We start from the raw sequence: 16487 nt of genomic DNA on the forward strand, positions 1-16487 counted from the left end.
CTTAATTATTGATGGCAGTTGTTCTCAGCAACTGCTTTTTTGTTTTTTAATTCTCTTTTACTATTTCGTCATAAACTTTAAATTTTAGGTTTGTTATATAATTTATTTGTTCTAAAACACTTTCTAGTGATGCCTCTTTTTTAATGAATACCGTTAATCGCATATCCAAAACTTTATCATTTTTATACTCGAATGAAATACCATATTTATATTGCAGAATGGCAATAACCTGCTTAAGAGTAGTTTGATTTAATGTAATATCGGTATTGTACCAATTTACCAGATACGCCTTCTCAGCCATTTGTTTGGTCAGTTTATTTTCTGTAAACAACGCTTCTTCATTTGGAACCAAATCCACGTTTTGTCCTTTTGCTGCAACATTTACTTTTCCAGTTACAACAATCACTTCGCATTTAGATTTTGACAATTGAATATGAAATGATGTCCCGACAACTCTTGTTTTCAGATCACCTGACTGAATAATAAATGGATGTTTTCTATCCTTGGCTACTTCAAAAAAAGCGTTACCTTTTAAAAGCGATACTTTTCTTTCATCAGCATCAAATTTTTCAGGATATTTGAATAATGAGTTTGCTGCCAGATAAATTTTCGAACCGTCACTTAATTGGATTGATTTGGGGATATCTAACGTTTTAAATGTTAATTGCTTTGCTGTAGAAATACTGGGTTTAAAGAGAACCCCTAAGCCGATAAGAAAAAGAATACTGGCAGCTGCCATATATTTTAAAAATGGATTGAATGTTTTTTTCTTTTCTATTCGAAATTGAATATTTTCAAATATATTTATGGAAGCTTCATCAGAACTTCCCATAGCGGTTTCATCCCAATTGGAGTTTTTATATTCGTTTGATACAAAATCATTCAATAAATTTTCTTCCGCCTCAGAAGTTTTTTTCTGTAAACTTTTATCTATAAGATATTCTAAACTATGCTTAATTCTTTTTACCATAATACTTATTGTTACCTATAAGTACAAGAAAAGCAAAATCGTACTATCTGGAAATATTATGAAAACATCAACAGAAAGTTATCTTAAAAGTTTCTATAAAAAATTGCAAGCGGCAACATCCAAGTCAAGTCTTTTAGGCCTTCGCGCAGCTGTTTTAAAGCAGATGAAATTTGATTTTTTACTGTTTGTCTGGATATTCCAAGTTCGTCTGCAATTTGATCGATAGACATATCTTGAAATTTATACATCAATAAAACCTCTTTACGTTTCTCTGGAAGTTTTTCTAATAAACTATAAAGTAAATCCATTAATTCAGGATCTATAGCCGAAAAATTATCTATAATGTAGTCTTCGAATTTATCTTCTAAAACCGTCTTATCAAATCTATTATTTTGATAATGTTTAAAGACCTGATTTTTTACTGCACGAAATAAATACGGTTCAATTGCATTTATATGCAGCTCCTCTTTTCGCTCCCATAAATCAACAAAAACATCCTGAACAATATTCTGTGCCAACTCTTTATCCTGTGTCATTGTATACGAAAAGGCATTAAGCTTTTTCCAATAAGAAGTATACATTTGATTAAAGATTTGAGGATTCTTCATAAGTAACATGTGTGGTATTATTAGGTACAAAATAATGAAACGAAAACCCATTATTTTCTGCATGAAGGTTAACTTTTAATTAAATATTGAAAGCGTTTATTTTACTATTACTACTATTTTTAAGCAGAAATGACAATCCCTTTCCGTTTTCTTTTTATTTTAATAACACTTAAATCAAAGCTTGATTTTAATTTAGTAATCTCAAAAAGCGGCAGTATTCTCAGCTCTTCTTCCTCTTATCTTCTAATTATTAATTTCAACTTCAAATTATGAAACAAATTCTGTTTACATTATTTCTTGCCGGCACTATACCATTCAGTGTAAAAGCACAAGACGAAAATCTTAAAATAAATCAAATTCAAGTAATTGGCTCCCACAACAGTTACAGACAAAATATTGAAACTGATTTATACAATACTATCCAAGCAAAAGATACATCACGTTCTCTAAAAGGCTTACAATACACACATATCGAAATTAAAGAACAATTAAATAAAGGGCTGCGAAACCTGGAAATCGATATTTATGCCGACACTAAAGGCGGTAAATATGCACATCCAAAAGGCTTAGATATTGCAAAATCTGAGCAAGATTATGATCCAAAAGGATTAATGAACAAACCTGGTTTTAAGGTTTTTCATATGCCCGATATCGATTTTAGAACTTCTTGTTATACTTTTGAAATCTGTCTTCAAGAATTAAAAAAATGGTCTGAAGCGAATCCAGACCACATTCCTGTTTTTATTACTTTGGAACCTAAAGATGGTGACGCAAATTTTTTCGGAACCAAACCAGAAGATTTTACTCCTGAATTATTCGATGCATTAGATAAAATTATCCGCAAAGAATTAGGAAACGATAAATTAATCACACCAGATATGGTGCGTGGAAAATATAGTACGCTCGAAGAAGCTGTTTTACATCAAAACTGGCCAACACTAAAAAAAGCAAAGGGAAGATTTTTATTTCTTTTGGATAATAATGGAGCAAAAAGAGATATGTATGCTTTAAATCATCCATCGTTAAAAGGACGCGCTGTTTTTATAAATGCTGAACCAGGAAAACCAGAAGCTGCAGCTTTATTCCGAAATAACTCTGAAGATCCAGAAATACCGTCGTTAGTAACAAAAGGATATATCATTCGTACGAGAGCCGATTCTGACACGAAAGAAGCGAGAGCTAATGATTATTCGCATTTTGAAGCTGCCAAAAAATCAGGAGCACAAATTATTACAACTGATTATTATCTGCCAAGTACTCTTTTTAATTCACCTTACCAGATTAAGTATGATGACAATACTTATGTCAGACCAAATCCTGTAAATGGCGTGAAGAAGTAAAATTTAGTTTTCAGCCGCAGTTTAAATTGCGGCTGAAAATTTACTTAAGGTTTTTAATTTCTCCTGATTTTAAGTCGTAACTAAAATGATCTGCAGGAACTTCCTGTAGAAATCTATTAAACCCAGATTCAGAATTAGAAATCTACATCCGTAATTGCCAATTCATCGGCGCTTCTTAAACGGTAAAAGTCTACCAAAAAATCAAAACCTGTCCAAGTTTTAAAATCTTCTCGATTTAAATTATTTTTAGCTAAAATTTCATCGACAGATTATCATTTATTGAGTTATACTTTTATTTTCTGTATTAATACTCTTTATTATATTCAAAAGCATATAATTAAAATAGTTTTTGATATTTTTATCTAAAGTAATGTTCCAATAATCTTTTTGAATTAGATAACAGATATAATTGGAATTCAAAAAAAACAGCGTTGTTATAAGGTACAAAAAAGCCGCTTCAAATCTAGTTTTGAGACGGCTTTTTTTGAAATAAGATTACACAACTGATAATAATCGCATAACTAAACTATTTATTACCCTTGCAGTTGTGGATTTAAGACCCCGGCAGTAACCGTATAAATCAACCCATTAGGTCCATCTTGTGCAAAACCAAAAATACCATATTGACCTTGCTGATAGATTTGGTTGTCTCTTTCATTATAAGGTATAGTTGCCCATTTTTGAACGTCAGAAGCTTTAACTGTAATAGTAGTTATAGGGTAGTTCGAATCGGACGGACATGATATTTCCAGATTGAAAGAAGTGTCTAAAATGTTATCATCTGGAACTAAAAACCAAGTAGGCGTAGGCGCAGAGCCATTTTGCCCAGGAGGAATTGGTAAGGCTATCATTTCGTTAATTGAAAAAGAGCCAGCTCTTAAATTTCCATTAGTAATTTTGGTTACTTTACAGAATAGTTGACTCCCGTCTGCTGCCCCTGCATCGTTTTGACTTAGAGCAGATAATTGAAATACTTTGTTTGTTGTCATTTTTTATTAATTAAATTAAAATTTTATAGTCTTAAAGTTGTATCTATTGGAATAGGTATATGCTTTAATCGTTCCATATACTCTTGTGAGAAATCGAATTCACTTTTTCTTTTCTCATAAAATAACTAATACTATTTATGAATATATAATAGTCCGTTTGTTTTTACCACAACGAGTGCAGTCGAAAATGTCTCAAGTGTTCTCGACTGCGCTTGAACTGACAATAAGACCACGGCATTCGCTTTTAAAAGTTTCTGACACGAATTACACTAATCTGCACGAATTAAAATTGCTGTTTAATTACACAAAATATTCGAAACTGTAAAAGTTGTAAAATTTGATTTCAATTTTGATAAGAATTAGTATTAATTGGTGAAATTCGTATTTATCTTTTTTTAAATGCGAATGCCGTGCAATAAGACTTATTTACAATCATAAGTGATATAAAATGACTAAGACTATTAAAATAAGAGTTAAGTAGTCCTAGTAATATTTGTTTTGGTAATCAATTGTAAATTAAAAGATCGGTTACGGATACATACGGAGCTAATGGTCCGCTAAATGTGGCTAATACACTTAATTTTTCTCTTAACGCAATTAATGCAAACTCTTGAAGATTTTCAGGAACAATAACTGTTTGATATTGGCTATTATTGGACGGATTGAAATTCACAACAACTTTGCCATATGCTGTTCCGATGCATGAAACTGTTCCCCAACTGCGAGAATTGTCAGTTGCTGTAATTGCATCTCCTTTTTCTAAAATTGTTTCTTTTGTACTTCCCATGATTTCTAAAATTTATTCATTTGTTCCTACTCATAAGGCTTTTCGGATTTTGCCTCGCTTTTATAGTGGTTTCTGAACTCCACTTTTATGTATTGATTGTTGAAATAAACCTAGCTAGTTTTTAATTTCTTTAGTAAAAGTATTGTGGTATAATAGTTTAAAATTCAAAATAACCATAAGTATGAGCTTTTCAACCATAAGAAGGCGAAACCCTGGAATAAGGTTTTTTTGTCAGCATTTTACAAAACAAAATAGGTTTCGCCTGTCAATTATAATATACAAAATAGGCTCAACAATTGTTGAGCCCATTGGATTAAAGAAAGTGTATTTATTAATTAGTTGTCTTCTGCAACATTAAGCAAGGAAATTTGCAATGTATCTGCAATAGCAGGGCTCACGGAAACCAATACAGGTGAAAAACGATCTGAATAAGCAAAATTATAAGCATCAGAAAGTTTTTGTAAAACAGCTGCATATTGGTTATAGTATGATGGGCTATTTTGCAAAGCACTAAACAGGGAAGTACTGGGTATGGAAAACCAATCAGAACTAGACATTGCGCCCACTTTTGTTTTACAAATGGCTGTTTCCGAACCAATTGCTCCAATATTAAACCCTGCCAATAAATCACCCGTTATCCACCCATAAACATCGTTAGCAGGATTTTGCGAAGCTCCTCCATTAATTGAAAAAGAGGCATTGGCACCATAAATACCACTTGGATTGATTAAATCATTTTTTTTATAAACGATAGTTGTTGTCCCTATTACACTGCCTATAGTGCCAGTTAAAGTAACGTCACCCGTATTATCAATTGTAGCAGTTAAATTATAAGCTTGGGCACTTTGAGGTCCGGTAGTTGGTACATTTGGCCCAACACCATTAAACTGACCTGCAATTATGGCTATAATTCCATTTCCTAATCCGGGAATCACTTTTCCAACAGTAGTATTTGGTCCAAAATTTTGAATCAGTGAGTTAAGATAGTCTTCAAAAAGGTCATAAGGCGTAACTGGAACACCTCCAATTGGCGGATAAGAAGAAGGCCCTATAATACGTGCAAAACCGGTACCGGGCTGTGTTGGCAGCTGATCAAAACTTCCTGGAACTAGAGCAGGCAAAGCATTGCTTAAGCCAGACTGTGGTATAGCTGTAATAGCACTTAATTGTGTATAAATCATTTGAGAAGTTTTGCCTGTTTTGATGCCATTGTCTGTTTGTACAATTGAATTATTCAAAAATGTCTCCAGCTGCATGGGAATACTCCAATAGTCAATACTGGTCAAATCGGCTACATCAGTCGGATTTCCATTAAACGTTACTTCCATTTTGTCATAACGAAGAAAAAAATTAGGATCAGTAATATTTTGAGCGGGTTCATAACCTGCATTCAAAACAGACCATGTCTGACCATAAGATATATAAATTCTACCGCTAAAATTCTGAATAGACACTCCTTTGCTCAAATCGTTTAAAGAATACCAATTCCCTTTTCCTACTTCTTGATTTAAAGGCTGTATTTCCAATTCTAAAGGCTGTAATTGATTTGGAGCCGGATAGCTAATACAAAATGGAGCCGTATCACTTCCGGAAACAAAACCTATTGATACAAGTTTATCGGATAAACCGCTGTTGTTCTTAAAAATTACTTTTAATGTTGCCATACTATTGTTTTTTTTAGTTTATAAACCATTTTTAATAAGTTTAATAAAATTAGTATGGCAACTTATTTGGAGCTAAAAAAAAGGAACGAAACCATGTTTTTTTTGCATAAGATGCAAAATTAATACGGAAAAAGAATCGCAACTTATTTAACAGATTTTCTTTAAAAGTAAAAAAAGGCAGAACTAATCATAAACAATCCTGAACTATGGAATTAAACATAATTGTCTGAAAATAGCAGACAATATTTGTATTCACCATGTATAAGGGATTCAGATTTAAGTTAACTTGATTTAATTTATCAAAGATACCACAACAGGTAAAAGTTTTCGATTGTAAAACTGGTAATCTACAAAATACAAATCTCCAAAGTCTTTTAATTTTGGAGGTTTTTTTATGATTCGAAACAACTTCTTTTTGATTACAATTTAATTTAATTCAAATACGACATGTTTAATATACTTTCGATTGTAAGTATATAAAATATGAATATTTCTGTCAGCGGTCTGGATAATTGCTGGATAACTGAATTCTCCTTCTTTTTGGTTTTCTAGATCAAATAATTTTCTCCAATGCATCCCATCTGTTGAATATTCGACATCTAATACATTTCGCCCATTAAACCAGTCTTTTCCCTGCTTTAATGGATTATTTACCAATAAAAAACCTTTTTTAGACACTGTCAAAGCATCAATGCCTGAATTTGAATTTACAACATCCAGACTGTCAGTATGAATCCATTTTTCACCTTTATCTTTAGACCAGCTTGTAATCAGTTTATTATGCCTGCTTCTAAATAAAACCTGAATACTTTTATTAGAATGGACTAAAAATGCTGGCTGAATAATCTCGAAATTCTTGTTATTCTCAATCTCAATTTTAGACCACCTGCCCGTTGATTCAGTATATTTTTCTATATGTGCTCTCCACTTATTGTTTTCAGTACTTTCTGTACTACTGCCACACAGAATTACTCCAGGAGTTATCTCAATAGGTTTATTTCTAATAGGTCCTAGAAAATTATCCGGCAAATATTTAGGATCGCTCCAAGTAACTCCATTATCATGAGATAATATCATGGCTCCAAACCATTCTCTCGGATTTTTTCCAATTTTATAGAACAAGTATAGACATTCGCTTTTACTTTTGAATAATACAGGATTCCAGCATGGTAACGTATCCCCTTGAATTATGGACGGTTTAATAATATTTTGAGGCGGAGACCATTTTTTTTCTTTATAAGTCGAATAATAAATACCTACATCTGCAGCTCCTTCATGTTTTCCTCCAAACCATGCGGCCATAAGTACATTAGGTTTAATCTCTGCCAATGTTGCCGCGTGGCTATTGTTGGTAACTGGCTGATCTGTTATAAATTCGCTGCTAATATTATCTGCATTTGGCATCTTCTTTATCGATGCACAAGATACACATACCAGAACTAATAAAACTATCGAAAAGTTTGATTTTGGAACCCTCATTTATCGCAAAATTAATATTTAGTGATATGACTCCGTAAATAATACCATGTATTTTTTTCGCCACTGATTACACAAATTCTCACAGATTTCATTACTTTTTTTAAAAAAATCTGTGTAAATGTTTTTAATCTGTGGCTGATTCGATCTGTTTGGTATTAGTTAAGGATAGTCATATTTAGTGATTTAATTGTTAAACTATATATTTAAGATAGATTATGATTTGAAAAATCTGCACAACCAGTACTAATTAAAATTCTGCTTTATTTGTGACAAAAAATATCCATAAAAAACAAAAAGAAGATCTTGTTTTTATGAATTTACAAGCAAGGAATCTCTTTATCTTTACTTAATACAACTTATTTATTTGTATTAAGTAAAGTATAGTTCTGCCTGATTGAGTTACTCCTCTTTTATGATTCCATCTATAACAGCATTTTGTTTGTTAAACTTAAAACTATAATTTGTTATCGTTTTATAATTTCGACCAATAACAAATTTAAAAAGGTGTTAGTTTGTTTTCACTATTTTTTCAAACCAAAAAAATTCTATTTAACAAATTAGTACTAATGAAAAATATAAATAGCAATTATTCCATAACGATTTGGAATATCCTTTAAACAAAAAGCATTAATCTTTATTTTAAGGTTAATGCTTTTGCTGTTTGCTTAAAAAATGAGGATCGTATTTTATATCTTCCTTTACAGATTACAATTAAGGAATATCAAAATATTAATCTTGGCTAATAAAATAAAGTGGCTGGCTATAATTAGCTATAGCTGTCAAAGCATTATAAATATATTTAACTGCCAATTCTCCTCCCTTACTATTAATTAATTCTATATCGTCTTCGGGTGTATGATATTGCGGGTGTCCTCCTGTATGAAATCCCACAGCAGATATTGAAGATTTGTAAAAAGAAACATGATCTGACCCTCCTACATCTCCAGCGTGAACAATAGGATTTAGTCCGCTGTTTACACCTAAACTCTTCATTAAATCAACCCCTTCTGGAAAAGTTCCTGCACCACCCATATAGAGTTGTTTTTCACTATTTAGTCTTCCTACCATATCCATATTCAGCATTACTTTTACGTCTTTTTTATCAACAGGCAAATGATTAACAAAATATCTCGATCCAAATAGTCCTTCCTCTTCTCCGCTAAAAGAAATAAAAATGATACTCCTCTTGGGCTTGTTATTTGACTTAGACAATTCTTCTAAAATACAAAGTAAAGCTGCAACTCCCGAAGCATTGTCATCTGCACCATTATGAATTGCGATGGTGTCTTTCTTTTTACTGCCTGATCCTTTTCCTCCCCATCCCCAATGATCATAATGCGCTCCTATTACTATAAATTCATTTTTCAGTTCTTTGTCAGTTCCCTCTAGATAACCAACTACATTCTGTGTCGTAACACTATCCGATTTTATCTTATTTATGCCTTCTTTCACAAATAATTTAAAAGATTGAAAGTAAATGTCACCGAATTTTTTAAGACCATATTTCTTAAAATATTTTTGAATATAAGCTGCTGCTGCATTGTTTCCTTTGGTTCCTGGAAAACGGCCTTCCAATTTATCCGATGACAAAAATTTATCATGCTTATAAAATGTGCTGCTGTTAATCGTATTTTGAGAGTTTACAACAACACTAAAAGCTAGTGTAATCATTAAAAAAGAATTTCTTACTATACTTGTTTTCATTACTATTATTGAAATTTATTTTTTAAAACAATAGGTTTTCATTCCTAATACGAATCAATATTTGAAATAAAAACTACTAGTTAAGCTTACAAATTATTTACTCTTGGACTGTCCCACAAGAACTCCTGAAATATTCCAATGGTTTGAGCTTGAACCATAGTCTGGTCCTTGTTCTATAACAACTTCTAAAAGATGTTTCCCTTTTGACAATGTTGGAAGCGGAATAATGTAGGGTGGAGTTAATGTTCCTGGACACCAGTTAGAACGGCTTAAATCACTCGATGACAAACCATCAGGAAAATTACCCGATGCTGGATTTGATAATCGATAGGTAGCACAATCGGTCCTCCAAGGAATAATTTTAAACATTTCTTTTCCATCAATCAGTATTTTATTCATTCGAGGTACAAATTCATCACCGCCATCCCAGCCTCCATGACCTGTTGTGGTATATAAAAGCTGTAAATTGCTGACATCAGCAGTAATTTCAAAATTAACCTTTAGCGTATCATTGGCAAAAAGGCTGCCGTAGTTTTGTCCCGACATTTCTAAAGTATTGACTGTAGAAAACAAAGGTGCTATATAGTTATTTTTTGAAACAATATCGTTTTTAGACATCTCTGGATAACAATCGAGTTCCAGACTTATTTTGTGACCTCCACTATCATAATTACCAATAAAAACACCAATCCAGATTTCATCTTCATCAGTAGGAATAAGAGAACTGACTTCTTCTTTATAAACTACATCTTTTGCCCAGTTATAATTATTTATTTTTCGTTTATCATTAAAATAATTAACTCCAAATGGCGTAAAAAAACTAAGTATTTCAATTGGTGGACTATATTCATTTTCCTTTACAATTCCTTGATATTGGCTGTTTTTTTTATCTCTATACACTGGAAGTTTTTCAATACCGTATAAATAAGCATCTAACAAGGAAGTTGTTTCTCCCGGCTTCTTTGAAGGAATAATAAAAACAGAACCTGTTCTGTCATAAGCATCGCCATTAGACATGCATCTTAATTTTACAAATACAGCAGCACTGTTTTTTAATTCGGGAGTCATTTTAATTTTTTTCAACACCACACTTCCTTTCGAAAAATGATAGACTTTACCAGTTTCAAGCTCTGATTCCTTAGGAATAATACGATTGGGATCAAAATTTAAAATTTCGTTATCGAAAATTTTTACGACTTTATACCTTGAATTTATTGCAATTTCTTCAAATTCTGATGCATTAACCTCTTGCGTTTTATCATCATAATTAAGCTGCGGAATATATTTATTTTCTTTATTGACGGCACTTGCAGTAAGGGCATAATTTCCGTTAAAAACCAGTTGCAGCACAAGAGCATTCTTGTTTGGTAAATAACTGCTGTTTGGAGTTCCTTTTACAGTAGTCTGCTCAGTAAACCAAACATCTATAGTATTAGAAAAATACGAAAATCTAGCGTGTTTACATTTATAACCCAGTATTATTTGGGTATCATTATCAAATTTAGGTTTTGGCAGACTGTCAAATGGAATTATTTTCTTGAAAACAGTATTTCCATCCTTAATGGTGCTGACGTTGTAATTGTTTTTTAAATCAATGTATTGCTGTATATTATCAGTTGGTTTTGATAAAAAAACCATTTGGTTATACACATAGATTTCGGTGTTTCCGCCTGTTTTTTTTCCGTTTTCAAATTTATCATACTTAATTTTATACACCTCAGATTTGGTTTGAGCAGCTAGTATTACAGAAAAAAACAACAATATGGCATTAAAAAATTTCATCATTTGTTTATAAATATTTTTTTTAAAACAAAAACTAAATTGGAAAAAATTTAAAAAAACAAAGGTAAGAATTACATCTTACCTCTGTTTTAACTAATAGAAATATGCACTTTACTGCACTTTCTTAATTATTGATTTTTACTTAATATCCCAGAATATTTTGGTACTTAAATTATCATTTGCTTTCACAACATTGTAATTTGCAGTATTATAAATACTTTCAGAAATTGGATATGTCCAGCGTGTTGGAGGTGTTTTTCTGATACTGCTTGTTTCATCCTCACGAAATGTTAAAGCCGGAAGTTTTAATCTTCTTTGTTCAGCCCAGGATTCGTCTACTTGCATCATATTGTAGTGAATATACTTTTGGAAAGCAATTAACTCTAATTGAGCTGCAGGTGTCGTAGCTCCAGCAAAGTTGATAGTGGCAATATAAGTATTAATTTCAGCTGTTGTTGGTTCTGTAGCTGGTTTCCAAGTTAAATCATCAGCTTTATCACCTAATCTTACATAATATTCAACCGATTGTCTGATCGCTTTCTCGAAATGATTTTTTGCTGTACCAGCATTACCCGTTCTCACGTAGTACTCCGCAAGAATCAAGTTTACCTCGGCAGCATTAATCAATGTGCCAGGCAGCCAATCATTTCTACTAATTACAGAACGATTGTAAGTCGAAATTTTACCGTCAGTTATTAACTGCACCTGAGCTCCAGATGCCAGCATTGGATCAAGTCCTGTATAAACACCTGGAGTTCTAACAGCCGCTTCAAACAGCCAAGGTTTGCGAGGATCATTATTTGCATTCATGTGATCAATCATTGGTTTTGGAGCAATGTTGTTTCCGTCTTCCATAGCATCATGAAACCCTGAAGTATCTAAATCACCCTCCTGAGTGTACACTCTGAAGGCAATATTTTCAGTATTTTCATCTACAATTTTTCCATCAGCAATGATCGCAGCTATTTCAGTATTTGCTCTTGCTGCGAAAGCTGGAACAGCCGAAACCCTGTTCAACATTTTTAAACGCAAAGAATTGCAATAGTTTTTCCAACTCGTCATGTCACCTTTATTGATCAAGTCCTGAGTTTTGAAATCAGTAGCAATATCTTGTGGTACAGTAATTGAATTCAATTCGGCTGAAAACGCTTTCAATTTATCCAGCATCAAGGTATATAATTCCGTTTGATTATCATATTTTGCTGAGGCAGCAGCATAATTACCGCCAGTTAAGCTAATTTTACCAGCTTCGGAGAAAGGAATATCTCCAAAGTTATCAATCATTTTTTGTGTATGATCATATAAATAAATAGTTGAAGCAATCATATAGATTCTATTTCTAGCCTGTTCTGCCGAAGACAAAGAAGCCATCACTGTTTCCAACTCCCTATATTGTGTAACAAATTTATAATACCTTCCCCATCTATCAAATGACGCCGCACCTGGAACATAACGACCAGATGAATTTGTAAATCCATGACCCTGAGTATAAGTTAAAGAAGTAGATTGCAGCACCGTATAATAATTCCAATAGGACGGAATTACATCTTCAAAGTTAATCCTCATGAACCCAGTAAACTGTCTAGGTACGATGGTCGTTGGAACTTTAGACGGATCAGGATAAGCTTCTGCAAAATCGTCTTTCGAACAAGAGCTAAAAAAAACAGCTGCAGTTGTTAATGATATATATAATAATTTTCTCATGTTATATTTTTTTTAAATTATGAAATATCTAATTAAAAAGAGGCTCTCAACATAAATCCAATACTGCGAGTAGCTGGATTAGTTCCTGCATTGCTTATGTTTTGAGACCATTTAGAACCTGCAGTAGTTGCCTCAGGATCCATATCCTTAATTGATCTGTAGATAAAGAACAAATTACGCCCGTAAGCAGAAAAACTAAATTTAGTAGCACCAATCTTGTTAGCCCAGGCAAATGGTAAATTATAAGTTAAAGATATCTCTCTCATTTTTACATAGTTATTTTCCTGAATATATAATTCGTAACGTGAGCTGCTGTATTGAGGACCTCCCCAGTTATACGTCATATTATAATAACCTGCCTGAGAAATTACATTAGTATTTACTGCGCCATCAGCTGTAACACCATTCATCAGCATACCATCACGGTATAATGTTTGCCCGCCTGGTCCGGCAGTAGTGCTATTAGGAACTTGAACACCTTTACCATTCGCATCCATATAATAAGTTAAACCTCCACGCTCATTTGTACTGTAGCTCAAACTTTCTTCAGTCAAACCTCTTGAAGTCATCCAATTAACCCCTGTTGGCATCAAATAACCTCCATAAGAATAATCGATATTCATATCTAAAGTGAAATTTTTATAAGCGAAAGTATTCAGCAAACCTCCCACACCTTGAGGCATAGCATTACCATATTTTTCCCATTTGTCTCCATCAATCATGTAAAATCCATCAGAATCAACCATTTTATTACCGCTAGCATCTGTCTTAACAGGGTGTGCATAAATACCTCCCATTGGGTCTCCAACTACTGATTTTAATTGAGCTGCAGATCCATCATAGTCAGCATGTAATAATTCAGATGCACCGTTTGCCAATTTTACAACTTTATTCACATTTTTGGCCCAGTTCAAAGTAACATCCCAAGAGAAAGATGCTGTTTTTATTGGAGTGCCGGTCAAAGCAATTTCAACCCCTTGGTTACTCAATTCTCCAACATTAGCTAAAATTGACGATGCTCCCGTTGTAGGTGCCAATGTCAAATCTAAAATTTGATCATAAACATGCGCATTATAGTACGAAAGATCTAATCCCAATCTTCTGTCAAAGAATTTAGTTTCAAAACCAAACTCGTACTCGTTTTTCATTTCAGGTTTGATAAGGTCGTTACCATAATTGTTCATCGATTCTGTATATAAAATTGATGATTTTGTATCCTGAGTTCCCAATGTATTTTGATTGTATGCTACGTTTGCTCGATACATTTCTGGATAATTACCCACAATACCCCAAGAGGCACGAAGTTTTGCATAACTGATTACGTCAGGTAATGTAACTGCATCAGATAATACAAAAGAGGAGTTCACAGACGGATATGTAAAGGCATTATTATTTGGATTCATAGTAGAAGTACGATCCTTTCTTATTGTTCCTTCAAGGAAAAGATAATTTTTGTAGCTGCCGCTTACAGTTCCAAATATGGCGTCTTTTAGAACTTTATATCTTGATGAAGTACTACTTGGAGTATTATATGAAGAATTCATATCATACCAGCCTTCAACACTCAAACCATCTCTGGTTGATCTATTTAAAAGAAAGCTTGTTTCCTTTGTTGCTGTATAACCAGCTATAGCAGCAATACTAAAATCATCATTTATTTTTTTGTTGTAAGTCAGCATCACATCCCCATAAAGAATATTATAGTCTTTAGAATCCATTAAAAAAGCACCAGTCCCACTTTTGTAAATCAAAGGTTTTTCAACAGGATTTTTAGTTTCAACGTTTACTGAAGTTAAATCCGTAGAAGCACGTCCGCGTAATTTCAAATCTTTATAAATAGTATAGGTTTCAGTAACACTTGCAATCAATCGGTTTGTAATTTCATCTTGCTGATTTGCATTTGTATTCCAGAAATAATCAGCAACATCTGCTTTGAAGCCATTACGGATGATATTTTCATCTGGAGTCAGACTTTGATTTGTACCGGTAACATATTTGTATCCTAGGCTGGTTTGATATTTGGCTTTGTACCAATCACCATTATCGAATGGACTTATCATACCGGTAAAGTTATTTATCAATCGATCCATAGCAACAGCACGGTTATGAACATTTTGATTCATATAACTCACAATCACATCTGTTTTCAAATTTTCACCTGTTTTGAATGATGTATTCAAATTAAGTGTATTTTTTTTGTTCATATTACCCATACTCAAACCTCGTGATTCATTATGAGTATAAGAAAAACGGATATTGCTATTATCTGTATTATTAGATAGTGCAATGTTTGTTACTGCATCCCATGAATTTTGGAACATATTTTTGTATCCGTCTTTTTGAGCAGAATATGGACGAACAACTCCATCCCATGACATAACCGGCTGTCCATCGAACCAAGGTCCAAAATTATTAGTGCTATTTGAAACACCTCTAGTATCAGCAACACCATCACCATTTGTATCATAATGAGCAAATCCATCAGGTGCTAAGTATCCTGAAGAATAGTTTGCATTTGTCCAGCCTGGACCTCTTTCATACTGGAATCTTGGCAAGTATGCTATTTGGTTATTTGAGTAACTGGTACTAAAGTCTACACCTAACCCTTTTTTTCCTTTACCTGATTTAGAAGTAATTAATACCACCCCGTTTACGGCTTCAGAACCATATAATGCAGCAGCCGAAGCTCCTTTAAGAATGGAGATATTCTCAATATCCTCTGGATTAATATCTGCCAAACCATTGCTTCTAATACGATTATCATTCCAATAATCATTATTTTTCACATCACCATCACGGATTGGCACACCATCCAGAACGATAAGCGGCTGGTTTTTACCCGTGACAGAATTAATCCCACGAATCTGGATATTGATATTTCCAGCACCACCCGGAGTAGAAGTAATACGAACCCCAGGAGCTTTTCCATAGATAGCGTTAGCAACGGTAGGTGAACCTGTCTTAACGATTGCCTCAGATTTAATTACACTAGTAGCATATCCTATAGCTTTTTTCTCTTTAGATTGTCCAAGTGCTGTTACAACAACCTCATTAAGATTTTGAGAAGATGATATCAATTTTACATTAAGAACAGCAGAACCTGTAAGTGTAACTTCCTTTGTTACATATCCTACGTAAGAAACTACTAATACCGCAGACAAATTTGGCACCTTAAGACTATAGGCTCCATCAAAATCTGCAGAAGCACCCGTTGAAGATCCTTTAACAACGATAGTGGTTCCTGGCAAAGGCATACCAGCACCATCTGTAATTTTACCTGTAACTGTTGTTTGAGCATTACCGCTATAGAAACTGAGCATGCAAAAAACAAACAGTAGTTTTAATACTTTTTGAATCATAAATTTAGTTTTTGGGTTAAAAAAGTTAACTGCCAACACTAACTGTTGGTTAATATTTAGTTAAATTTAACAACATTAAACCAATGAAAAACTAAATTTTC

General features: G+C 33.1%; 11 protein-coding genes. 1 reads left to right on the top strand and 10 read right to left on the bottom strand.

All coding sequences use genetic code 11. From position 1 onward, the window contains the following. Positions 1-46: 46 nt before the first annotated feature. Together OZP07_RS13610 and OZP07_RS13615 are read right to left on the bottom strand one after the other, a co-directional pair. On the bottom strand, positions 47-970 hold the full coding sequence (locus OZP07_RS13610; RefSeq protein WP_281635521.1) for a FecR family protein: 924 nt from the start codon (positions 968-970) through the stop codon (positions 47-49). Positions 971-1053: 83 nt separating this feature from the next. Continuing rightward, positions 1054-1578, bottom strand: coding sequence for an RNA polymerase sigma-70 factor (locus tag OZP07_RS13615; protein WP_281635522.1), 525 nt, complete (start codon positions 1576-1578; stop codon positions 1054-1056). Between the two features lie 269 nt (positions 1579-1847). On the opposite strand from OZP07_RS13615, the gene OZP07_RS13620 reads away from it, so the two are divergent. Then, complete coding sequence (locus OZP07_RS13620) at positions 1848-2918, top strand: phosphatidylinositol-specific phospholipase C1-like protein (protein ID WP_281635523.1); 1071 nt, start codon at positions 1848-1850, stop codon at positions 2916-2918. Between the two features lie 533 nt (positions 2919-3451). Here OZP07_RS13620 and OZP07_RS13625 read toward each other — a convergent pair. The 8 genes from OZP07_RS13625 to OZP07_RS13660 all read right to left on the bottom strand — a co-directional run bounded on the left by OZP07_RS13625 (position 3452) and on the right by OZP07_RS13660 (position 16386). After that, on the bottom strand, positions 3452-3907 hold the full coding sequence (locus OZP07_RS13625) for a hypothetical protein (RefSeq protein WP_281635524.1): 456 nt from the start codon (positions 3905-3907) through the stop codon (positions 3452-3454). Between the two features lie 505 nt (positions 3908-4412). Further along, positions 4413-4694: a hypothetical protein gene (locus OZP07_RS13630; RefSeq protein WP_281635525.1), complete on the bottom strand. Its 282-nt coding sequence runs from the start codon at positions 4692-4694 to the stop codon at positions 4413-4415. A 335-nt stretch (positions 4695-5029) separates the two neighbouring features. Beyond that, entirely contained in the window at positions 5030-6358 is a 1329-nt protein-coding gene (locus OZP07_RS13635; RefSeq protein WP_281635526.1) for a beta-1,3-glucanase family protein, read from the bottom strand. Positions 6359-6784: 426 nt separating this feature from the next. Then, entirely contained in the window at positions 6785-7837 is a 1053-nt protein-coding gene (locus OZP07_RS13640) for a sialidase family protein (RefSeq protein ID WP_194642605.1), read from the bottom strand. 729 nt (positions 7838-8566) lie between these two features. Further along, positions 8567-9541, bottom strand: coding sequence for a M20/M25/M40 family metallo-hydrolase (locus OZP07_RS13645; protein WP_281635527.1), 975 nt, complete (start codon positions 9539-9541; stop codon positions 8567-8569). 93 nt (positions 9542-9634) lie between these two features. After that, positions 9635-11326, bottom strand: a complete 1692-nt coding sequence (locus OZP07_RS13650; protein ID WP_281635528.1) for a PNGase F N-terminal domain-containing protein — start codon at positions 11324-11326, stop codon at positions 9635-9637. 135 nt (positions 11327-11461) lie between these two features. Further along, positions 11462-13027 (bottom strand): SusD/RagB family nutrient-binding outer membrane lipoprotein, encoded by a 1566-nt coding sequence (locus OZP07_RS13655; protein WP_281635529.1) that lies wholly within the window; start codon positions 13025-13027, stop codon positions 11462-11464. A 32-nt stretch (positions 13028-13059) separates the two neighbouring features. Further along, on the bottom strand, positions 13060-16386 hold the full coding sequence (locus tag OZP07_RS13660) for a SusC/RagA family TonB-linked outer membrane protein (protein WP_281635530.1): 3327 nt from the start codon (positions 16384-16386) through the stop codon (positions 13060-13062). Positions 16387-16487: the final 101 nt, after the last annotated feature.

The sequence above is a fragment of the Flavobacterium marginilacus genome (assembly GCF_026870155.1).
In the GTDB taxonomy this organism is placed as follows: Bacteria; Bacteroidota; Bacteroidia; order Flavobacteriales; family Flavobacteriaceae; genus Flavobacterium; species Flavobacterium marginilacus.